The organism is Pseudomonas bharatica CSV86 (assembly GCF_000319305.2).
GTDB lineage: Bacteria > Pseudomonadota > Gammaproteobacteria > Pseudomonadales > Pseudomonadaceae > Aquipseudomonas > Aquipseudomonas bharatica.
Genome location: NZ_AMWJ02000002.1, coordinates 2,538,409 through 2,560,299, shown reverse-complemented (window position 1 = coordinate 2,560,299; position 21,891 = coordinate 2,538,409). Strand labels below are relative to the sequence as shown.

Annotated in this window: 22 protein-coding genes; 19 read left to right on the top strand and 3 right to left on the bottom strand. The window is 58.9% G+C overall.

The genetic code is table 11. The features are described from left to right. Positions 1-2: 2 nt before the first annotated feature. Genes recF through dnaA form a run of 3 tightly spaced genes read right to left on the bottom strand, consistent with a single transcriptional unit; the run spans position 3 to position 3,800 of the window. Entirely contained in the window at positions 3-1,106 is a 1,104-nt protein-coding gene (recF, locus tag CSV86_RS25620) for a DNA replication/repair protein RecF (protein WP_009402562.1), read from the bottom strand. Between the two features lie 19 nt (positions 1,107-1,125). Then, a complete protein-coding gene (gene dnaN / locus CSV86_RS25615) occupies positions 1,126-2,229 on the bottom strand; it encodes a DNA polymerase III subunit beta (protein WP_009402561.1) in 1,104 nt (367 codons plus the stop codon). A 35-nt stretch (positions 2,230-2,264) separates the two neighbouring features. Next, on the bottom strand, positions 2,265-3,800 hold the full coding sequence (gene dnaA / locus CSV86_RS25610) for a chromosomal replication initiator protein DnaA (RefSeq protein ID WP_009402560.1): 1,536 nt from the start codon (positions 3,798-3,800) through the stop codon (positions 2,265-2,267). A 609-nt stretch (positions 3,801-4,409) separates the two neighbouring features. Between dnaA and rpmH the strand changes: the two genes are divergently transcribed. The 19 genes from rpmH to glmU all read left to right on the top strand — a co-directional run bounded on the left by rpmH (position 4,410) and on the right by glmU (position 21,822). Next, positions 4,410-4,544, top strand: a complete 135-nt coding sequence (rpmH, locus tag CSV86_RS25605; protein ID WP_002551315.1) for a 50S ribosomal protein L34 — start codon at positions 4,410-4,412, stop codon at positions 4,542-4,544. A 12-nt stretch (positions 4,545-4,556) separates the two neighbouring features. Beyond that, positions 4,557-4,961 (top strand): ribonuclease P protein component, encoded by a 405-nt coding sequence (gene rnpA / locus CSV86_RS25600; protein ID WP_009402547.1) that lies wholly within the window; start codon positions 4,557-4,559, stop codon positions 4,959-4,961. Further along, on the top strand, positions 4,954-5,199 hold the full coding sequence (gene yidD / locus CSV86_RS25595) for a membrane protein insertion efficiency factor YidD (protein ID WP_009402541.1): 246 nt from the start codon (positions 4,954-4,956) through the stop codon (positions 5,197-5,199). The genes rnpA and yidD overlap by 8 nt, the downstream gene beginning before the upstream one ends. 2 nt (positions 5,200-5,201) lie before the next feature. After that, a complete protein-coding gene (yidC, locus tag CSV86_RS25590) occupies positions 5,202-6,875 on the top strand; it encodes a membrane protein insertase YidC (RefSeq protein ID WP_009402540.1) in 1,674 nt (557 codons plus the stop codon). 83 nt (positions 6,876-6,958) lie between these two features. Next, positions 6,959-8,329, top strand: coding sequence for a tRNA uridine-5-carboxymethylaminomethyl(34) synthesis GTPase MnmE (gene mnmE, locus CSV86_RS25585; protein ID WP_009402539.1), 1,371 nt, complete (start codon positions 6,959-6,961; stop codon positions 8,327-8,329). A gap of 519 nt (positions 8,330-8,848) precedes the next feature. After that, the gene (mnmG, locus tag CSV86_RS25580; RefSeq protein ID WP_009402538.1) at positions 8,849-10,741 is read left to right on the top strand and encodes a tRNA uridine-5-carboxymethylaminomethyl(34) synthesis enzyme MnmG; all 1,893 of its coding nucleotides are present in this window, start codon (positions 8,849-8,851) and stop codon (positions 10,739-10,741) included. Further along, the gene (gene rsmG / locus CSV86_RS25575; protein ID WP_009402537.1) at positions 10,738-11,382 is read left to right on the top strand and encodes a 16S rRNA (guanine(527)-N(7))-methyltransferase RsmG; all 645 of its coding nucleotides are present in this window, start codon (positions 10,738-10,740) and stop codon (positions 11,380-11,382) included. The genes mnmG and rsmG overlap by 4 nt, the downstream gene beginning before the upstream one ends. A gap of 18 nt (positions 11,383-11,400) precedes the next feature. Then, complete coding sequence (locus CSV86_RS25570; protein ID WP_009402536.1) at positions 11,401-12,192, top strand: ParA family protein; 792 nt, start codon at positions 11,401-11,403, stop codon at positions 12,190-12,192. A 9-nt stretch (positions 12,193-12,201) separates the two neighbouring features. Next, the gene (locus CSV86_RS25565; RefSeq protein ID WP_009402535.1) at positions 12,202-13,074 is read left to right on the top strand and encodes a ParB/RepB/Spo0J family partition protein; all 873 of its coding nucleotides are present in this window, start codon (positions 12,202-12,204) and stop codon (positions 13,072-13,074) included. 149 nt (positions 13,075-13,223) lie between these two features. Continuing rightward, positions 13,224-13,631: a F0F1 ATP synthase subunit I gene (locus CSV86_RS25560; protein WP_009402534.1), complete on the top strand. Its 408-nt coding sequence runs from the start codon at positions 13,224-13,226 to the stop codon at positions 13,629-13,631. Between the two features lie 16 nt (positions 13,632-13,647). Further along, on the top strand, positions 13,648-14,517 hold the full coding sequence (gene atpB, locus CSV86_RS25555; protein ID WP_009402532.1) for a F0F1 ATP synthase subunit A: 870 nt from the start codon (positions 13,648-13,650) through the stop codon (positions 14,515-14,517). Positions 14,518-14,662: 145 nt separating this feature from the next. Next, the gene (gene atpE / locus CSV86_RS25550) at positions 14,663-14,920 is read left to right on the top strand and encodes a F0F1 ATP synthase subunit C (RefSeq protein ID WP_003097235.1); all 258 of its coding nucleotides are present in this window, start codon (positions 14,663-14,665) and stop codon (positions 14,918-14,920) included. Between the two features lie 57 nt (positions 14,921-14,977). Continuing rightward, positions 14,978-15,448, top strand: a complete 471-nt coding sequence (locus CSV86_RS25545) for a F0F1 ATP synthase subunit B (protein ID WP_009402529.1) — start codon at positions 14,978-14,980, stop codon at positions 15,446-15,448. A 12-nt stretch (positions 15,449-15,460) separates the two neighbouring features. Next, complete coding sequence (locus CSV86_RS25540; protein WP_009402527.1) at positions 15,461-15,997, top strand: F0F1 ATP synthase subunit delta; 537 nt, start codon at positions 15,461-15,463, stop codon at positions 15,995-15,997. 21 nt (positions 15,998-16,018) lie between these two features. Continuing rightward, positions 16,019-17,563: a F0F1 ATP synthase subunit alpha gene (atpA, locus tag CSV86_RS25535; RefSeq protein WP_009402524.1), complete on the top strand. Its 1,545-nt coding sequence runs from the start codon at positions 16,019-16,021 to the stop codon at positions 17,561-17,563. 50 nt (positions 17,564-17,613) lie between these two features. Further along, complete coding sequence (gene atpG / locus CSV86_RS25530) at positions 17,614-18,474, top strand: F0F1 ATP synthase subunit gamma (protein WP_009402522.1); 861 nt, start codon at positions 17,614-17,616, stop codon at positions 18,472-18,474. Positions 18,475-18,501: 27 nt separating this feature from the next. Then, entirely contained in the window at positions 18,502-19,878 is a 1,377-nt protein-coding gene (gene atpD / locus CSV86_RS25525) for a F0F1 ATP synthase subunit beta (protein WP_009402520.1), read from the top strand. 44 nt (positions 19,879-19,922) lie between these two features. Further along, positions 19,923-20,342: a F0F1 ATP synthase subunit epsilon gene (locus CSV86_RS25520; RefSeq protein WP_009402517.1), complete on the top strand. Its 420-nt coding sequence runs from the start codon at positions 19,923-19,925 to the stop codon at positions 20,340-20,342. Positions 20,343-20,454: 112 nt separating this feature from the next. Beyond that, positions 20,455-21,822 carry a bifunctional UDP-N-acetylglucosamine diphosphorylase/glucosamine-1-phosphate N-acetyltransferase GlmU gene (glmU, locus tag CSV86_RS25515; protein ID WP_009402515.1) on the top strand — a complete coding sequence of 456 codons (1,368 nt, stop codon included), beginning with the start codon at positions 20,455-20,457 and terminating at the stop codon, positions 21,820-21,822. Positions 21,823-21,891: the final 69 nt, after the last annotated feature.

Here is a 21,891-nt window from a genome sequence, read left to right as displayed (position 1 = left end):
CTTCACTCCCGATGGTCGTGGGTCTGGGTGATACGGCCCTGTTCCACGTGGAACAAAGCAACCGGCGTATCCGTCTGCCAGCCTTCCCTCAGTAATTCGTGATCTACACAGGTGATAAACACCTGGCAGCGTAAGTCTTCCAGCAAGCGGCACAGCGCGCGACGGTGTTGCTCATCCAGTTCGGACGGCAAGTCATCCACCAGGTAAATACATTGACCGCGGCGCGCCTGGCTGACCAGGTGTCCTTGGGCGATACGCAACGCGCAAACTACCAGCTTCTGCTGGCCGCGGGACAGAATGTCCGCAGCATTGTTCGCCCCCAGCCGGAGGCGTAAATCTGCACGTTGCGGACCAGCCTGGGTATGCCCCATCTGCTGGTCACGTTGAAGAGAGGCCGCGAGCACGTCGATAAGCTCCCGGTCCTTGTCCCAGCCTCGGTAATAGCTGAGGGTAAGCCCTTCCAGCTCCAGCAATTCGCTGAGGATCTGCTCGAAGACAGGCTTCAACGCTTTGATGTAATTACGGCGATATTCGTCGATTTCAGCACTGGCCAAGGACAATTCACGGTCCCAGGCCGCTTGCGAAACGGCGTCAAGTGTACCATGCCGGAGCCAGGAGTTTCGCTGCCGCAGCGCCTTCTGCAGTCGTTGCCAGGTTCCCATAAAGCGGGGTTCCACGTGGAACACTCCCCAATCGAGGAACTGGCGGCGGATCTTCGGCGCACCTTCAAGCAGGCGGAAACTGTCTGGATTGATCAGCTGCAACGGCAGGATTTCTGCGAGTTGCGCGGTACCACGGGCATTCTGCCCGTCGATACGGATGGTGAAATCTCCCTGGCGTTCTCGGGACACACCAAGATTGCTCGATGCGCCATCTCCCAGTGCTACCTGACCAAAAACCGTACAAACGGCTTCTTCGTACTGGATGACCGGGTTCAGCCGAGTGCTACGGAATGAACGAGCCAGCCCCAACAGGTGAATGGCCTCCAGCACGCTGGTTTTACCACTGCCATTGGCACCGTAGAGGATGTTGATACGCGGGGAGGGAGAGAAGGTCACCGGGTGCAGGTTGCGCACCGCGGTGACAGAGACACGACTGAGGGACATCTAGGATTGTCTGGAAAGATTACAGACGCATCGGCATGACGACATAGGAGGAGTCATCATTGTCCGCTTCCTGCAGCAGCGCGCTGCTGTTGGAGTCGGACAGGATCAGACGAACCTGCTCGGTAGTCATTACGCCCAGCACGTCAAGCAGATAGCTGACGTTGAAGCCGATTTCCAGCGAAGCGCCGTTGTAGTCAACGCTGATCTCTTCTTCCGCTTCTTCCTGCTCAGGGTTGTTCGCCTGGATTTTCAACTGGCCAGCCGCCAGTTGCAGACGGATGCCACGGTACTTCTCGTTGGACAGGATCGCGGTGCGGCTGAAAGCCTCACGCAATGCCTGTCGGTCGCCCAGCACCAGCTTGTCGCCGCCTTTTGGCAGCACGCGCTCGTAATCAGGGAACTTGCCGTCCACCAGTTTCGAGGTAAAGGTGAACTCACCGGTAGTGGCGCGAATGTGATGCTGACCCAAGACGATGCTGACGGTGCCATCCGGCTCGGTGAGCAGGCGTGCGAGCTCTAGGATACCTTTGCGCGGCACGATCACCTGGTGACGGTCGGCCTGACCGATGTCGGCGCTCATCGAACACATGGCCAGACGGTGACCGTCAGTGGCAACTGCACGCAGGGTACCTGTGGATACTTCAAGCAGCATGCCGTTGAGGTAATAGCGCACGTCCTGCTGGGCCATGGCAAAGCTGGTGCGTTCGATCAAGCGACGCAAGCGGCTTTGCTCCAGGGTGCAAGTCAGCGAGCCTGGACCTTCTTCCACGGTCGGGAAGTCGTTGGCTGGCAGGGTCGAAAGCGTGAAGCGGCTACGACCGGCCTTGACCAGCAGCTTCTGTTCATCGACCTTGATATCGATCAGCGCATCGTTCGGCAGGCTTTTGCAGATATCCATCAGCTTGCGCGCAGGTACGGTGATCTCGCCCGGCTCGGCCGACTCTTCCAGTTGGACGCGGCCCACCAGTTCGACTTCGAGGTCGGTACCGGTCAGCGACAACTGTTGACCCTGGACCACCAGCAGTACGTTGGACAGTACCGGCAAGGTCTGGCGGCGCTCGACGACGCCTGCGACCAGTTGCAGGGGTTTCAACAGGGCTTCGCGTTGAATGGTGAAATGCATGGTCTAGTCCCTTGCCTTGAAAAGCTGCGCTGACATCAGGTGGTCAAGGTCCGCAGCAGGTTCTTGTAGTCCTCGCGGATATCCGCGTCGGATTCCTTGAGTTCGTTGATCTTGCGGCAGGCGTGCAGCACGGTGGTGTGATCGCGGCCGCCGAATACATCGCCGATTTCCGGCAGACTGTGGTTGGTCAATTCCTTGGACAGGGCCATGGCAACCTGCCGTGGGCGAGCCACCGAACGCGAGCGACGCTTGGACAGCAGATCGGAAATCTTGATCTTGTAGTACTCGGCGACGGTGCGCTGGATGTTATCCACACTCACCAGCTTGTCCTGCAGGGCCAGCAAATCCTTCAGCGATTCACGAATCAGTTCGATGGTGATATCGCGGCCCATGAAGTGGGAGTGGGCGATTACACGCTTAAGTGCACCTTCGAGTTCGCGAACGTTGGAGCGAATGCGCTGGGCAATGAAGAACGCGGCGTCATGCGGCAGTTCGACCTTGGCCTGGTCGGCCTTCTTCATCAGGATCGCAACACGGGTTTCCAGCTCCGGCGGCTCGACCGCTACGGTCAAGCCCCAGCCGAAGCGGGATTTCAATCGCTCTTCCAGGCCTTCGATCTCCTTGGGATAACGGTCGCTGGTGAGAATCACCTGCTGGCCGCCTTCAAGAAGGGCATTGAAGGTGTGGAAAAACTCTTCCTGGGAACGCTCCTTGCGGGCGAAGAATTGGATGTCGTCGATCAGCAGGGCGTCCACGGAACGATAGAAACGCTTGAACTCGTTGATCGCATTGAGCTGCAACGCCTTGACCATGTCCGCGACAAAGCGCTCGGAATGCAGGTAGACAACCTTGGCGTTGGGGTTCTTCTTGAGCAGATGGTTACCCACGGCATGCATCAAGTGGGTCTTACCCAAGCCTACGCCCCCATAAAGGAAGAGCGGGTTGTAGCCGTGCTTGGGGTTGTCCGCCACCTGCCAGGCTGCAGCACGGGCCAGCTGGTTGGATTTACCTTCCACGAAGTTTTCGAAGGTAAAGGTCCGGTTGAGGTAGCTGGTGTGCTTGAGTGCACCCTCGACCTGCACGGTACGCTGTTCCGAACGACCGTTGGCGGCAACGGGAGCAGCGGCCGGAGCGTCGCCCCCCATCGCATCGAAGCTTTCCCGGGACGGCGCTTCTTCAATTGCAGGCTCGGCAACAGGCGCAGAAGGGGCGTGGTTGACCGGCTCGCTGACGGCTGGCGCCGGTGCAACCTTGGCAGCTGCCGCCTGGGAAGCAGCCACGGCAGCTGCGAGCGGTGCGTTGGGTGCTGCACGCGGAGCCGAGCTGCGACGGCTGCCTATTAATAAGGAGAGCGCCGGCACGGAACCGTTGCCGTGTTCACCGAGCAGTTCCAGCAAACGGCCCAGGTACTTTTCATTGACCCAGTCGAGTACGAAACGGTTAGGCGCGTAGACGCGCAACTCGTCGCCTTCGGCTTCGACTTGTAGCGGACGGATCCAGGTATTGAATTGCTGGGTAGGCAGCTCATCGCGCAGAAGCTCCACGCACTGCTGCCAAAGTTCCACTGACACGGATATCCCCTGAGTTTGGAAGCCCGGTAAGGGCCGGTGAGGGCCGGTGAGGGCCGGTGAGGCAAAAACAAGCAGCCATTGTACCGGGCACCCGCACACTTATCCACACGCAGTAGGCCCAAGAGAGGCGTTAAATCAGTCATTTACTGACCAAAATGCTTTTGGGCCCGCCTGAATAAGCTCTGTGGATAACCATCGATAAGGGCTATGCACAAGTCGGGGTCCAAGCCTGTGGAAAACTAGCCTGTGGAAAAGTAGCGATTTTATCCACTGCTTTTCCGAGCATCCGGCACAAGCAAAGCACCGTTTCCCGACAGGGTTTTGAATCTTTGTACAACACGCAGAACAAGGCTTTCAGAGATCTATCCACAGAAATTCCGATGCTAAGATTCATAAGTTCTTCAGAAAAGCTTTAAATACCTTTCCTCTTTTTTTTATGTCTAACCGCGGTGACCCTGACGAACCGGGCCGGATCGAATCCCGACCGGTTTTTCGTTCTATAAGGAAAAGCTGGTTGGAAATTGACCTACGGACCTGCTTTCTCTAGAATCGCCGGTCTCTTAAAACGGGGGCCATTCCGGCCCGTAGTCACGAACCAGGTAACACGCCATGAAACGTACTTTCCAACCAAGCACCATCAAGCGCGCTCGCACTCACGGTTTCCGTGCACGTATGGCCACCAAGAACGGCCGTGCTGTTCTGTCCCGCCGTCGTGCCAAAGGCCGTAAGCGCCTGGCAGTTTGATTTTCGGCACAGGTGGTGAGTCAGGACTTCAGTCGGGATAAGCGTCTACTGACACCCCGACACTTCAAAGCGGTCTTTGACTCTCCATCAGGCAAGGTGCCCGGCAAGAGTCTCTTGCTGCTTGCCCGCGAAAACGGATTGGATCATCCCCGTCTGGGCCTGGTGATCGGCAAAAAAGCCGTAAAGCTTTCCGTTCAGCGCAATCGCTTGAAGCGTTTGATGCGCGATTCGTTTCGTCGACACCAGGAAATCCTGGCCGGCTGGGACATAGTCATCGTCGCGCGCAAAGGCCTTGGCGATATAGAAAACCCGGAATTGCACCAGCATTTTGGCAAGATCTGGAAGCGCCTCGCTCGTACTCGGCCCTCTCCAGAGGTCAAGACCGAATCCGTAGGGGTGGACCGTCCAGATGCGTAAACTGGCCCTCGTTCCGATCCAGTTTTACCGTTACGCCATCAGCCCGTTGATGGCCAGCCATTGCCGTTTCTACCCAAGTTGCTCCTGCTATGCGTACGAAGCCATCGAAACACATGGTCTTTTACGCGGCGGGTGGCTGACCGTTCGTCGGCTGGGTCGTTGTCATCCCTGGAATGCAGGCGGTTTTGATCCGGTTCCGCCCGTTCCTTCCTCCCGTACTTCTTCGATAGCCGAGTAATCATGGATATTAAACGCACGATCCTGATCGCCGCCCTGGCAATCGTGTCCTATGTCATGGTCCTCAAGTGGAACCAGGACTACGGCCAGGCTGCCCTGCCGAATCAGACTGCTGCCTCCAGCACCATCGCGCCTTCCCTGCCGGACAGCACCGGTGCCGGCAATACCAATGCCGACATTCCGAGCGTCAACGCCGAAGCCCCGGCGGAACAGGCACCGGTCGCTGTCAGCAAGGATCTGATCCGCGTCAAGACCGATGTACTCGATCTGGCTATCGACCCTACGGGTGGCGATATTGTCCAGTTGACCCTGCCGAAGTACCCACGTCGCCAGGATCATCCGGAAATTCCGTTCCAGTTGTTCGATAACGGTGGCGAACGTGTTTATCTGGCCCAGAGCGGCCTGATCGGCGCCAACGGCCCGGACTCACGTGCTGCTGGCCGTCCGATTTATGCTGCCGAGCAAAAAAGTTATCAACTGGCCGATGGCCAGGACCAACTGGTCGTCGACCTGAAGTTCAGCGACGCCGGCGTCAACTACATCAAGCGTTTCACCCTGAAACGCGGCGAGTACGACCTGAAGGTCAGCTACCTGATCGACAATCAGAGCGGCCAGCCCTGGACCGGCAACATGTTCGGCCAACTGAAGCGTGACGCCAGCTCCGATCCTTCGTCGTCGACCGCCACCGGTACTGCCACCTATCTGGGTGCTGCCCTGTGGACAAGTTCCGAGCCCTACAAGAAAGTGTCCATGAAGGACATGGACAAGGGCAATTTGAAAGAAAATGTGAACGGCGGCTGGGTCGCCTGGCTGCAGCACTACTTCGTGACGGCCTGGATCCCGGAAAAATCCGATAACAACTTCGTTCAGACCCGCAAGGATAGCCAAGGCAACTACATCATCGGTTACAACGGTCCTGCGTTGAACGTTGCCGCTGGCGCCAAGGCTGAAACCAGCAGCACCCTGTACGCCGGTCCGAAGATCCAGAGCAAGCTGAAGGAGTTGTCCCCAGGCCTGGAGCTGACCGTCGACTACGGCATCCTGTGGTTCATTGCCCAGCCGATCTTCTGGCTGCTGCAACATATCCACAGCCTGCTCGGCAACTGGGGCTGGTCGATCATCGTCCTGACCATGCTGATCAAGGGCCTGTTCTTCCCGCTGTCCGCCGCCAGCTACCGTTCGATGGCGCGCATGCGTGCTGTTGCGCCGCGCCTGGCCCAATTGAAAGAACAGTTCGGTGACGATCGCCAGAAGATGTCCCAGGCGATGATGGAGCTGTACAAGAAAGAGAAGATCAACCCGCTGGGCGGCTGCTTGCCGATCCTGGTGCAGATGCCGGTCTTCCTTTCGCTGTACTGGGTACTCCTGGAAAGCGTGGAGATGCGCCAGGCTCCGTGGATGTTCTGGATCACCGACCTGTCGATCAAGGATCCGTTCTTCATCCTGCCGATCATCATGGGCGCGACCATGTTCATCCAGCAGCAGCTGAACCCGACCCCACCGGATCCGATGCAGGCCAAGGTAATGAAAATGATGCCGATCATCTTCACCTTCTTCTTCCTGTGGTTCCCGGCTGGTCTGGTGCTGTATTGGGTTGTGAACAACTGCCTGTCCATCGCACAGCAGTGGTACATCACCCGCAGTATCGAAAACGCGACCAAGAAGGCCGCAGCCTGACGGATTAGCCAGCTAATCTGTGGATAAACGCCCCACTCGTGGGGCGTTTTGCTATCTGACGTTTTTGTTTCGAGGCTATCGACATGACTTCCCGTCGCGAAACCATCACCGCCATCGCTACCGCCCAAGGCCGCGGCGGGGTAGGCATTGTGCGGATCTCCGGGCCATTGGCGCGCCAGGCCGGGCAAGCCATCACCGGTCGCGAACTGTCTCCGCGCCACGCCCACTACGGCCCGTTCCGCAGTGAAGACGGACTGGTGCTTGACGAGGGCATTGCCTTGTTCTTCCCCGGCCCTAATTCATTCACGGGCGAGGATGTGCTGGAACTGCAGGGCCACGGTGGTCCGGTGGTGCTGGATATGCTTCTGCAACGCTGTGTACAGCTTGGATGTCGTCTTGCGCGGCCGGGTGAGTTCAGCGAGCGCGCCTTCCTCAACGACAAGCTCGACCTGGCCCAGGCCGAAGCGATAGCCGACCTGATCGAGGCCAGTTCCGCCCAGGCAGCGCGCAATGCCCTTCGATCGCTTCAGGGAGAATTCTCCCGGCGTGTGGATAACTTGACCGAGCGTCTGATCAGCCTGCGCATCTACGTGGAAGCAGCGATCGACTTTCCCGAAGAGGAAATCGATTTCCTCGCCGATGGCCATGTGCTGGGCATGCTTGACCAGGTACGCAGCGATCTGGCCTCGGTAATGCGCGAAGCCGGACAGGGTGCCTTGCTGCGCGACGGCATGACAGTCGTGATCGCCGGTCGTCCCAACGCTGGCAAGTCCAGCCTGTTGAACATGCTTGCCGGTCGTGAAGCGGCAATCGTCACCGATATTGCCGGCACCACCCGGGACATCCTGCGGGAACATATCCACATAGACGGCATGCCCCTGCATGTAGTGGACACTGCCGGCTTGCGCGACACAGACGACCATGTGGAAAAGATCGGCGTGGAACGCGCTCTGAAGGCGATTGGCGAAGCGGACCGGGTGCTCCTGGTAGTGGATGCCACTGCGCCGGAAGCCAGTGATCCCTTTGCCCTATGGCCGGAATTCCTCGATCAGCGACCGCGGCCAGACAAGGTCACCCTGATCCGTAACAAGGCCGACCTCAGCGGCGAATCCATCGGCATGGAGGAAAGCGAGGACGGGCATGTCACCATTACCCTCAGCGCCAAGGCGCCGGATCAAGGCCTGGATCTGCTACGCGATCATTTGAAGGCCTGCATGGGCTACGAACAGACGGTCGAAAGCGGCTTCAGCGCCCGCCGGCGACATCTGGATGCCCTGCGCCAGGCCAGCGCCAGCCTCGAGCATGGTCGTGAACAACTGACCCTGGCCGGCGCGGGTGAGCTATTGGCCGAAGATCTGCGCCAGGCACAGCAGGCGTTGGGTGAAATTACCGGCGCATTCAGTTCAGACGATCTTCTGGGTCGTATCTTCTCCAGCTTCTGTATCGGCAAGTAAGCGTTCTTATCCACAAACGGGCCTGATTTGATCGGCCCGTTTGCTGCGTCCTGCTTCACCCTCCCTCATTTGACAACGGAAACCTACCGGCTCTGCTCTGGGGCTTTCGGCTGCCCGCGTGTTTACACAGGGAGAATGAGCCCTGTGGAAAACCCGCCTTCAGCTCCGTTGATAACCTGGCCTGAGGGGTGGAGATAAATCCATCTGTGGGTAACAAGCAATTTAATCCACAGGTTCCGGACGCTTATCCATAACCCTCATTGCCCTTGGGCCACAGGGTTATGAATCTCTGTACATCAGGCATTATATGGGCTCTAAGTACTTATCCACAGAAAGGTCGCGGACTAAGAATAAACATAAAAACAAAGCTTTTATAAATCTTCCTTTCGTTATTTCTATTGCCGGCCATTCATCCACAGGCTGGTTAAATTTTGTGCAAAAGGTTCCTTTAGGAGGGCAGAAGTCCCTATACTTGGCAGCTATCCCTTTTACATTCCCGAAACAGGCACGAGGTGCGTGGTGGATTTCCCTTCCCGTTTTGAAGTGATCGTCATCGGCGGCGGCCATGCCGGTACCGAGGCTGCGCTTGCATCAGCACGCATGGGCGTGAAAACCCTGCTGCTGACCCATAACGTGGAAACCCTCGGGCACATGAGCTGCAACCCGGCCATTGGTGGCATCGGCAAGAGTCACCTGGTCAAGGAAATCGATGCGCTGGGTGGTGCAATGGCGCTGGCCACCGATAAGAGCGGCATCCAGTTCCGCGTACTGAACAACCGCAAAGGCCCGGCTGTGCGCGCGACTCGTGCACAGGCCGACCGTGCCATCTATAAAGCGGTGGTCCGGGAAATTCTGGAAAACCAGCCGAACCTGTGGATATTCCAGCAGTCCTGCGACGACCTGATTGTCGAGCAGGACCAGGTGCGTGGTGTGGTGACCCAGATGGGTCTGCGCTTCTTCGCCGACTCCGTGGTACTGACCACTGGCACCTTCCTCGCCGGACTTATCCACATCGGCCTGCAGAACTATTCCGGTGGCCGTGCCGGCGATCCGCCCGCGATCGCCCTGGCCCACCGCCTGCGTGAGTTGCCACTGCGCGTCGGCCGCCTGAAAACCGGGACACCGCCGCGGATCGACGGGCGCTCGGTGGACTTCTCGGTGATGTCGGAACAGCCAGGCGATACGCCGATCCCGGTGATGTCGTTCATGGGCTCCAAGGAGATGCATCCGCGTCAGGTCAGTTGCTGGATTACCCACACCAACGCGCGCACTCACGAAATCATCGCGTCCAACCTGGACCGCTCGCCCATGTACTCGGGCGTGATCGAAGGCATCGGCCCGCGTTACTGCCCGTCGATCGAAGACAAGATCCATCGCTTTGCCGACAAGGAAAGCCACCAGGTGTTCATCGAGCCGGAAGGCCTGAACACCCACGAGCTTTACCCGAACGGGATATCCACCTCCTTGCCGTTCGATGTGCAGTTGCAGATCGTCCGTTCGATCCGCGGTATGGAAAATGCCCATATCGTTCGCCCGGGATACGCCATCGAGTACGACTACTTCGATCCGCGCGACCTGAAGTACAGCCTGGAAACCAAGGTTATCGGCGGTCTGTTCTTCGCTGGCCAGATCAACGGCACCACCGGCTACGAAGAAGCCGGTGCACAAGGCCTGCTGGCCGGGACCAACGCCGCGCTGCGCGCGCAGGGCCGGGAAAGCTGGTGCCCGCGCCGCGACGAGGCGTACATCGGTGTGTTGGTCGACGACCTGATCACCCTCGGTACCCAGGAGCCGTACCGCATGTTCACTTCGCGCGCCGAATACCGGCTGATCCTGCGCGAGGACAACGCCGACCTGCGCCTGACCGAAAAAGGTCGCGAACTGGGTCTGGTGGATGACGACCGTTGGGCCGCTTTCTGCGCCAAGCGCGAAGGCATCGAACGGGAAGAGCAGCGCTTGAAAGCGACCTGGGTTCGTCCGGACACCGAACAAGGCCAGGCGATCGTCGAGCGTTTCGGTACGCCGCTGGCACATGAGTACAACCTGCTCAACCTGTTGAGCCGACCGGAAATCGATTACGCCGGCCTGGTGGAAGTGACCGGTGGCAGCGACGCCAGTGACCAGGTCGCCGAGCAGGTCGAGATCAAGACCAAATACGCCGGTTACATCGACCGGCAACAGGAAGAAATCGCTCGCCTGCGCGCCAGCGAAGATACCCGCCTGCCAGACGACATCGAATACAGCTCGATTTCCGGTCTGTCCAAGGAGATCCAGGGCAAGCTCGGCCAGACCCGGCCCGAGACCCTGGGCCAGGCCTCGCGTATTCCCGGTGTGACCCCGGCGGCGATCTCCCTGTTGTTGATTCATCTGAAGAAACGCGGCGCAGGCCGCGGTCTGGAGCAAAGCGCTTGAGTTCTATGGTCACCGCAAAACATGCCGAAGAGTTGTCCACAGGCGCGCGCCAGCTCGGTCTTGAATTGAGTGAGTTCCAGCAGCAGAAGCTGCTGGAGTACCTGGCCCTGCTGATCAAATGGAACAAGGCCTACAACCTCACCGCAGTGCGCGATCCGGACGAGATGGTGTCCCGCCATCTGCTGGACAGCCTGAGCGTGATGAGTTTTATCCACAGCGCGAACTGGCTGGATGTCGGTAGTGGCGGTGGCATGCCTGGCATTCCATTGTCTATCCTGCATCCGGACAAGCAGGTCACGGTGCTCGACAGCAACGGCAAGAAGACCCGTTTCCTGACCCAGGTGAAACTGGAGCTGAAGCTGGACAACCTCACGGTTATCCACAAGCGGGTGGAAGAGTTCCAGCCAGCGCAGCCCTTCACCGGGATCATTTCCCGTGCCTTCAGCAGCATGGAGAACTTCACCAACTGGACGCGGCACCTGGGGGATTCCCAGACACAGTGGCTGGCAATGAAAGGACTGCATCCGGCCGATGAGCTGGTAGCATTGCCGGCGGATTTCAAAGTGGATAGCGAGCAGGCCTTGACCGTACCCGGTTGCCAAGGCCAGCGCCATCTGCTGATACTGCGCCGCACGGCATGACTGGGAACACAAGCAAGAATGGCTAAGGTATTCGCGATCGCGAACCAGAAGGGGGGTGTGGGTAAAACCACCACCTGCATCAATCTCGCGGCGTCGCTGGTAGCGACCAAGCGCCGCGTGCTGTTGATCGACCTCGATCCACAGGGCAACGCCACCATGGGCAGTGGTGTGGATAAACATGTCCTGGAACATTCGGTCTACGACTTGCTGATCGGCGAATGCGACCTGGCCCAGGCCATGCATTTTTCCGAGCACGGTGGTTACCAACTGCTGCCGGCCAACCGCGACCTGACCGCCGCCGAGGTGGTCCTGCTGGAAATGCAGATGAAGGAAAGCCGCCTGCGCAATGCGTTGGCGCCGATTCGCGAGAACTACGACTACATTCTCATCGACTGCCCGCCGTCGCTGTCGATGCTCACGCTCAATGCCCTGGTCGCGTCCGATGGCGTGATCATTCCCATGCAGTGCGAATACTACGCGCTGGAAGGTCTCAGCGACCTTGTGGATAACATCAAGCGCATCGCTGCCCGGCTGAACCCGGCGTTGAAGATCGAAGGCCTGCTGCGGACCATGTACGATCCGCGCCTGAGCCTGAACAACGACGTCTCGGTGCAGCTCAAGGAGCACTTCGGCGAGCAGCTTTATGACACCGTGATCCCGCGCAACATCCGCCTGGCCGAAGCACCGAGCTTCGGGATGCCGGCATTGGCGTACGACAAGCAATCCCGTGGCGCCCTGGCTTATCTGGCCCTGGCCGGAGAGTTCCATCGCCGCCAGCGTCGTCAATCTCGCACTGCACAAACAACTTAAGGAATCCGCATGGCCGTCAAGAAACGAGGTCTCGGACGTGGGTTGGATGCACTGTTGAGTGGTCCGACCGTCAGCTCGCTCGAAGAGCAGGCTGTAAAGGTCGACAAGAAAGAACTGCAACACCTGCCGGTCGAATTGATCCAGCGCGGCAAATACCAGCCGCGTCGGGACATGGACCCGCAAGCCCTGGAAGAATTGGCCCAGTCGATCAAGGGGCAGGGCGTGATGCAGCCGATCGTCGTGCGTCCGATCGAGGGAGGCCGCTACGAGATCATCGCAGGTGAACGCCGCTGGCGTGCCACCCAGCTGGCTGGCCTGGACAGCATTCCGGCCATGGTCCGCGATGTTCCGGACGAGGCTGCCATCGCCATGGCGCTGATCGAGAATATCCAGCGCGAGGACCTCAACCCGGTCGAGGAAGCTATCGCCCTGCAGCGCCTGCAGACCGAATTCCAGCTCACCCAGCAACAGGTCGCCGATGCCGTGGGCAAGTCACGGGTGACCGTGGCCAACCTGCTGCGCCTGATCTCTCTTCCTGACGCGATCAAGACCATGCTGTCCCATGGCGACCTGGAGATGGGGCACGCGCGTGCGCTGCTCGGATTGCCTGAAGAACAGCAGGTCGACGGGGCGCGACACGTTGTCGCACGGGGTTTGACCGTTCGTCAGACTGAAGCCCTGGTTCGACAGTGGTTGAACGGCAAGCCCGAGCCGGTCGAACCGGCCAAGTCTGACCCGGACATTACCCGCCTGGAACAGCGTCTGGCCGAGCGCCTGGGCTCTTCGGTGCAGATCCGCCATGGCAACAAGGGCAAGGGGCAACTGGTTATTCGCTATAACTCGCTGGACGAGTTGCAGGGCGTTCTTGCTCACATCCGCTGAAACAATTCCCTTTGTAGCGCGCAGTCGGAAATCACTACCCGGCAGTTGAATAGGGGTTAATCCGCCCCTATACTCTGCGCGCATTTTGTCGGCACAAATTATGCCAAGTCATAGTTGACTGGTTGGCCGACTTCGGGAGAGCAGTTTTGATGGAAACCCGCACGCCAAACCGCCTGCCTTTCCATCGCTGGGCGGTTTTCCCGGTACTGCTGGCCCAATGCGTCGTGTTTCTGTTGGCAGCTTTGGCTTTGTGGCAGTGGCGCGGGACAGTCAGCGGTTATTCAGGCCTCTGCGGAGGGCTGATCGCCTGGCTACCGAATGTGTATTTCGCCTGGAAGGCCTTCAGGTTCACCGGGGCCAGGGCAGCGCAAGCCATCGTCAAGTCGTTCTACGCAGGCGAGGCAGGCAAATTGATTTTGACGGCAGTGCTGTTTGCACTGACGTTCGCAGGAGTGAAGCCATTGGCGCCATTAGCAGTATTCGGCGTCTTCTTGCTGACCCAACTGGTCAGCTGGTTCGCGCCCCTGCTGATGAAAACAAGACTTTCGAGACCTTAGGGCGTTTGAGGCAAACATGGCAGCAGAAACCGCTTCGGGCTATATCCAGCACCACTTGCAGAACCTGACCTTCGGTCAACTACCATCCGGCGGCTGGGGCTTTGCCCACAGTGCAGCGGAAGCCAAGGAAATGGGCTTCTGGGCGTTCCACGTGGACACCCTGGGTTGGTCGTTCGGCCTGGGCCTGATCTTCATTCTTCTCTTCCGCGCTGCCGCGAAGAAAGCGACCTCCGGCCTGCCCGGCGGTCTGCAAAACTTCGTCGAAGTGCTGGTCGAGTTCGTCAATGGCAGCGTGAAGGACTCCTTCCATGGCCGCAGCGCGGTCATCGCCCCGCTGGCCCTGACCATCTTCGTGTGGGTGTTCCTGATGAACGCCATCGACCTGGTACCGGTCGACTGGATCCCGCAACTGGCGATCCTGATCTCCGGCGACCCGCACATTCCGTTCCGTGCCGTTTCCACCACCGACCCGAACGCCACCCTGGCCATGGCCTTCTGCGTGTTCGCCCTGATCATCTTCTACAGCATCAAGGTCAAGGGTCTGGGCGGTTTCATCGGCGAGCTGACCCTGCATCCGTTCGGCAGCAAGAACATCTTCGTCCAGGCACTGCTGATCCCGGTCAACTTCCTGCTCGAGTTCGTCACCCTGATCGCCAAGCCGATCTCGCTGGCACTGCGTCTGTTCGGCAACATGTACGCCGGCGAGCTGGTGTTCATCCTGATCGCGGTGATGTTCGGCGCCGGCCTGCTGTGGCTGAGCGGTCTCGGTATCGTCCTGCAGTGGGCGTGGGCGGTGTTCCACATCCTGATCATCACCCTGCAAGCATTCATCTTCATGATGCTCACCATCGTCTACCTGTCGATGGCGCACGAAGATAACCATTAAGACCGCCTGGCGTGTCTGATGACCCTCCCGTCGGTTCGAGGGAGGGTCGAAAACGTCCGCAAGGGCATCGCTGTACCAAACGATTTTGTTTTACCGCTTCAAACTAAAAAACCTAACCAATACGACGTAAAAGTCGGGAGGAAAGATGGAAACTGTAGTTGGTCTTACCGCTATCGCTGTTGCTCTGCTGATCGGCCTGGGTGCTCTGGGTACCGCCATTGGTTTCGGCCTGCTGGGCGGCAAGTTCCTGGAAGGCGCTGCTCGCCAGCCAGAGATGGTTCCAATGCTGCAAGTCAAGATGTTCATCGTTGCCGGTCTGCTCGACGCCGTAACCATGATCGGTGTTGGTATCGCTCTGTTCTTCACCTTCGCGAACCCCTTCGTTGGTCAAATCGCTGGCTGATCACTCGTTTCGACGAGTGGATTGGTGTGATAGACGAAGAACGAGCGAGGTGTTGGCGTGAACATTAATGCAACCCTGATTGGTCAGTCCCTTGCGTTCTTGATTTTCGTGGTTTTCTGCATGAAGTTTGTATGGCCTCCGGTCATTGCAGCTCTGCAGGAACGTCAAAAGAAGATCGCGGACGGACTGGACGCTGCCAACCGAGCAGCTCGCGACCTGGAGCTGGCCCAAGATAAAGCGGGTCAGCAACTGCGCGAAGCTAAGGCTCAAGCAGCCGAAATCATCGAGCAAGCCAAGAAGCGCGGTGCTCAGATCGTCGAAGAGGCCCGTGATCAGGCCCGCGTCGAAGCTGACCGTGTGAAGGCTCAGGCTCAGGCCGAGATCGAACAGGAAATTAACAGCGTCAAAGACGCGCTGCGCGCCCAAGTGGGTAGCCTGGCCGTTGGCGGTGCTGAAAAGATCCTTGGCGCCACAATCGATCAAAACGCGCATGCGGAGCTGGTTAACAAACTGGCCGCTGAAATTTAAGCGAGGGCGATCATGGCAGAACTGACCACGTTGGCCCGACCTTACGCTAAGGCTGCCTTTGAGCATGCCCAGGCCCAGCAGCAACTGGCCAATTGGTCAGCCATGCTCGGCCTGGCTGCTGCGGTGTCGCAAGACGGCACCATGCAGCGCCTGCTCAAGGCCCCGCGACTGACGAGCGCACAAAAGGCCGCCACGTTTATCGACGTGTGCGGTGACAAGTTCGATGCGCAAGCACGTAATTTCATCCACATTGCCGCGGAAAACGACCGTCTCCTGCTTCTGCCGGAGATCTCGGCGCAGTTCGAGCTGTACAAGGCTGAACTTGAAAAATCCGTGGACGTGGAAGTCACCAGTGCTTTTGCGTTGAACCAAGAACAGCAAGACAAACTCGCCAAGGTTCTCAGTGCACGGCTCAGCCGGGAAGTGCGCCTGCATGCGACGGAAGACGCCTCCCTTATCGGTGGTGTCGTGATCCGCGCCGGCGACCTGGTAATCGATGGCTCGGTTCGCGGCAAACTCGCGAAACTGGCCGAAGCATTGAAATCTTGAGTTTGAAGGGGCAGCAGAGCAATGCAGCAACTCAATCCTTCCGAAATTAGTGAAATCATCAAGGGCCGCATCGAGAATCTCGATGTAGCCTCCCAAGCCCGCAACGAAGGTACTGTCGTCAGCGTTTCTGACGGCATCGTGCGGATTCACGGTCTGGCCGACGTCATGTACGGCGAAATGATCGAGTTTCCAGGCGGCGTCTACGGTATGGCCCTCAACCTGGAGCAAGACTCCGTTGGTGCGGTAGTACTGGGCGCCTACGACACCCTCGCCGAAGGCATGAGCGCCAAGTGCACCGGCCGCATCCTCGAAGTTCCGGTTGGTAAGGAACTGCTGGGTCGCGTCGTCGACGCACTGGGCAACCCGATCGACGGCAAAGGTCCTCTGGGCAACACCGAGACCGACGCGGTCGAGAAAGTTGCTCCAGGCGTGATCTGGCGTAAGTCGGTAGACCAGCCTGTACAGACCGGCTACAAGTCCGTCGACGCCATGATCCCTGTCGGCCGTGGCCAGCGCGAGCTGATCATCGGTGACCGTCAGATCGGCAAGACCGCCATGGCCATCGACGCCATCATCAACCAGAAAGACTCCGGTATTTTCTGCGTTTATGTCGCTGTCGGCCAGAAGCGCTCCACCGTTGCCAACATCGTTCGCAAGCTGGAAGAAAACGGCGCTCTGGCCAACACCATCGTGGTCGTTGCCAGTGCTTCGGAATCCGCCGCGCTGCAATTCCTGGCGCCATACGCCGGTTGCACCATGGGCGAGTTCTTCCGTGACCGCGGTGAAGACGCGCTGATCGTTTACGATGACCTGTCCAAGCAGGCCGTTGCCTACCGTCAGATCTCCCTGCTGCTGCGCCGTCCGCCAGGACGTGAAGCGTACCCAGGTGACGTGTTCTATCTCCACTCCCGTCTGCTGGAGCGTGCATCGCGCGTTTCCGAAGAGTACGTCGAGAAGTTCACCAACGGCGCCGTTACTGGCAAGACCGGTTCCCTGACCGCGCTGCCGATCATCGAAACCCAGGCTGGCGACGTTTCCGCGTTCGTTCCGACCAACGTGATCTCGATCACCGACGGTCAGATCTTCCTGGAATCGGCCATGTTCAACTCGGGCATCCGCCCTGCAGTGAACGCCGGTGTTTCGGTATCCCGCGTGGGTGGTGCCGCTCAGACCAAGATCATCAAGAAGCTGTCCGGTGGCATCCGTACCGCTCTGGCTCAGTACCGTGAACTGGCGGCATTCGCCCAGTTCGCTTCTGACCTGGACGAAGCTACCCGCAAGCAACTCGAGCACGGTCAACGTGTTACCGAGCTGATGAAGCAGAAGCAATACGCTCCTATGTCCATCGCGGACATGGCGCTGTCGCTGTATGCCGCTGAGCGTGGGTTCCTGACCGACGTTGAAATCGCCAAGATCGGTAGCTTCGAACAAGCCCTGATCGCTTACTTCAACCGTGATCACGCCGACCTGATGGCGAAGATCAACGTGAAGGGTGACTTCAACGACGAAATCGACGCTGGCATCAAGGCCGGTATCGAGAAGTTCAAGGCCACCCAAACCTGGTAAGCCGCAGCGGGGGCCTTGCAGCCCCCGCTTGCTAACCTGATAGGTGTTACATGGCAGGCGCAAAAGAGATTCGCAGTAAGATTGCGAGCATCAAAAGCACGCAAAAAATTACCAGCGCCATGGAAAAAGTGGCGGTCAGCAAGATGCGCAAGGCTCAAATGCGCATGTCTGCTAGCCGTCCCTACGCGGAGCGCATCCGCCAGGTGATTGGTCATCTGGCCAACGCCAACCCGGAATACCGCCACCCGTTCATGATCGAGCGCCCTGTTAAGCGCGCCGGTTATATCGTGGTGAGTAGTGACCGTGGTCTGTGCGGCGGCTTGAACACCAACCTGTTCAAGGCCCTGGTCAAGGACATGGCGGTAAACCGCGAACAAGGCGTCGAGATCGACCTGTGCGTGATCGGCAGCAAGGGTGCGGCTTTCTTCCGCAGCTTCGGCGGCAACGTCGTTGCAGCGATCAGCCACCTGGGCGAAGAACCGTCGATCAACGATCTGATCGGTTCCGTCAAGGTCATGCTGGACGCTTACCTGGATGGTCGTATCGACCGCCTGTCCGTGGTATCGAACAAGTTCATCAATACCATGACGCAAACTCCAACGGTCGAGCAGTTGGTACCGTTGGTGGCAACCCCGGATCAAGAACTCAAGCACCACTGGGACTACCTCTACGAACCTGACGCCAAAGAGCTGCTGGACGGCCTGATGGTGCGTTACGTGGAGTCGCAGGTCTACCAGGCGGTGGTCGAGAACAACGCGGCTGAACAGGCTGCCCGGATGATCGCAATGAAGAACGCCACCGACAACGCCGGTGACCTGATCAGCGAATTGCAGCTGATCTACAACAAGGCGCGTCAGGCTGCGATCACCCAAGAGATCTCGGAAATCGTCGGCGGCGCTGCCGCGGTTTAACGGTTCACATATTCAGAGGATCCAGCTATGAGTAGCGGACGTATCGTTCAAATCATCGGCGCCGTCATCGACGTGGAATTTCCACGTGACGTCGTTCCGAATGTCTATAGCGCGCTGAAAGTTCAAGGCGCAGAAACCACTCTGGAAGTTCAGCAGCAGCTGGGCGACGGCGTGGTTCGTACCATTGCGATGGGTTCGACCGAAGGCCTGAAACGCGGTCTGGACGTTGTCGACACCAAGGCTCCTATCTCGGTACCGGTCGGTAAAGCGACCCTGGGCCGGATCATGGACGTCCTCGGCAACCCGATCGACGAAGCTGGTCCGATCGGCGAAGAAGAGCGCTGGGGTATCCACCGCGCCGCTCCTTCCTTCGCTGACCAGGCAGGCGGCAACGACCTGCTGGAAACCGGCATCAAGGTTATCGACCTGGTCTGCCCGTTCGCCAAGGGCGGTAAAGTCGGTCTGTTCGGTGGTGCCGGTGTCGGCAAGACCGTAAACATGATGGAACTGATCCGTAACATCGCTATCGAGCACAGCGGTTACTCCGTGTTCGCCGGTGTGGGTGAGCGTACTCGTGAGGGTAACGACTTCTACCACGAGATGAAGGACTCCAACGTTCTCGACAAGGTAGCGCTGGTCTACGGTCAGATGAACGAGCCACCAGGAAACCGTCTGCGCGTAGCGCTGACCGGCCTGACCATGGCCGAGAAGTTCCGTGACGAAGGTAACGACGTTCTGCTGTTCGTCGACAACATCTATCGTTACACCCTGGCCGGTACCGAAGTATCCGCACTGCTGGGTCGTATGCCTTCGGCAGTAGGTTACCAGCCGACCCTGGCTGAAGAGATGGGCGTGCTGCAAGAGCGCATCACTTCGACCAAGGAAGGTTCGATCACCTCGATCCAGGCCGTATACGTACCTGCGGACGACCTGACCGACCCGTCGCCAGCGACCACCTTCGCCCACCTTGACGCTACCGTCGTACTGTCCCGTGACATCGCTTCCCTGGGTATCTACCCGGCGGTAGACCCACTGGACTCGACTTCCCGTCAGCTGGATCCGCTGGTGATCGGTACCGAGCACTACGAGACCGCTCGTGGCGTTCAGTACGTTCTGCAGCGCTACAAGGAGCTGAAGGACATCATCGCGATCCTGGGTATGGACGAGCTGTCCGAGACCGACAAGCAACTGGTTGCCCGTGCTCGTAAGATCCAGCGCTTCCTGTCCCAGCCGTTCTTCGTGGCAGAAGTCTTCACCGGTTCTCCAGGCAAATACGTTTCCCTGAAAGACACCATCGCTGGCTTCAGCGGCATCCTCAAAGGTGACTACGACCACCTGCCAGAACAAGCGTTCTACATGGTCGGCAGCATCGACGAAGCGATCGAGAAAGCCAAGAAACTGTAATCCCGGCGCCCCGAAAGGGGCGCTAATCAGGTCGAGGCAAGCAAATGGCTATGACAGTCCATTGCGATATCGTCAGCGCGGAAGGAGAAATCTTCTCCGGTCTGGTCGAGATGTTGGTAGCTCACGGCAACCTGGGTGATCTTGGTATCGCTCCAGGCCACGCGCCGCTGATCACCAATCTCAAGCCAGGTCCGATCACGCTGACCAAGCAGGGTGGCGCGCAGGAGGTGTTCTACATCTCCGGTGGTTTCCTTGAGGTCCAGCCGAGCATGGTCAAGGTTCTCGCCGACACCGTGCAACGTGCAGGTGACCTGGACGAAGCCCAGGCGCTGGAAGCGGTGAAAGCTGCGGAAAATGCCCTGAATGCAAAAGGCGCGGACTTCGATTATTCGGCAGCCGCCGCTCGTCTGGCCGAGGCCGCAGCCCAGCTGCGTACCGTCCAGCAACTCCGCAAAGGCCGTTGATTCGGTTATCTGCGAAGCGATTGAGTTAAAGGGTAGCCTCGGCTACCCTTTTTCTTTTTCCGCGTTCTTCTCCCGGTCACAGCGCTGACCACCCAGGATTGGTAGCCAGTCAATGTCTCTCGATATCGTTATTCTCGCCGCTGGCCAAGGCACGCGCATGCGTTCCGCGTTGCCCAAGGTACTCCACCCGGTCGCCGGCGATTCCATGCTCGGCCATGTTATCCACAGCGCCCGTCAGCTCCAGCCACAGGGCATCCATGTGGTAATCGGCCATGGCGCTGAACTGGTACGCGAACGCCTGGCGGCGGACGATCTGAATTTCGTGCTGCAGGACAAACAACTGGGCACCGGCCACGCTGTCGCCCAGGCCCTGCCGGCGCTGGGCGCCGACACCGTGCTGATCCTCTACGGCGATGTACCCCTGATCGAGGTCGAGACCCTGCAGCGCCTGTTGGCCAAGGTCAATGACCAGCAACTCGGCCTGCTCACCGTGACCCTCGACGACCCGACCGGCTATGGCCGTATCGTCCGGGACGCTGCCGGCAAGGTTACCGCCATCGTCGAGCACAAGGATGCCAGCGATGCGCAGAAAGCCATTCGCGAAGGCAACACCGGCATTCTTGCCGTCCCGGGCAAGCGTCTTGCCGATTGGCTGGGGCGCCTGTCCAACGACAACGCACAGGGCGAGTACTACCTGACCGACGTCATCGCCATGGCCGTGGCCGACGGCTTGGTGATCGCCACTGAACAACCGCTGGACCCGATGGAAGTGCAGGGCGCCAACGACCGCCGCCAGTTGGCCGAGCTGGAGCGTCATTACCAGTTCCGCGAAGCCCGCCGTCTGATGGCGCTCGGCGTGACCTTGCGTGACCCGGCGCGTTTCGATGTGCGTGGTGAAGTGACCGTTGGCCGCGACGTACTCATCGACATCAACGTGATCCTCGAAGGCCGGGTGATCATCGAGGACGACGTGCAGATCGGTGCGAACTGCGTGATCAGGAACACCACCCTGCGCAAGGGGGCCGTGGTCAAGGCCAACAGCCATCTGGACGGCGCGGTGATGGGTGAGGGCAGCGATGCCGGCCCGTTCGCCCGCCTGCGTCCAGGCAGCGTGCTGGAAGCCCGGGCCCATGTGGGTAACTTCGTCGAATTGAAGAACGCGCATCTGGGCGAAGGCGCCAAGGCCGGTCATCTGACCTATCTGGGCGATGCCGAGATCGGCGCACGTACCAACATCGGTGCCGGCACCATCACCTGCAACTACGATGGCGCGAACAAGTTCAAGACCATTCTTGGCGAGGATGTGTTCATTGGTTCGAACAACTCCTTGGTCGCCCCTGTGGATATCGGTGCAGGTGCCACCACTGCGGCCGGTTCGACCATCGTACAGAACGTCGATGCCGCCCAACTCGCCGTTGGTCGCGCCCGCCAGCGCAACATCGATGGCTGGAAACGGCCTGAGAAGATCAAGAAAACCTGAGTTATACACAGCTGAAAAAAGGCCGACTGTGCTTTGTGCATAAGTCGGCCTTTTTCTTTTGTGCTGAGC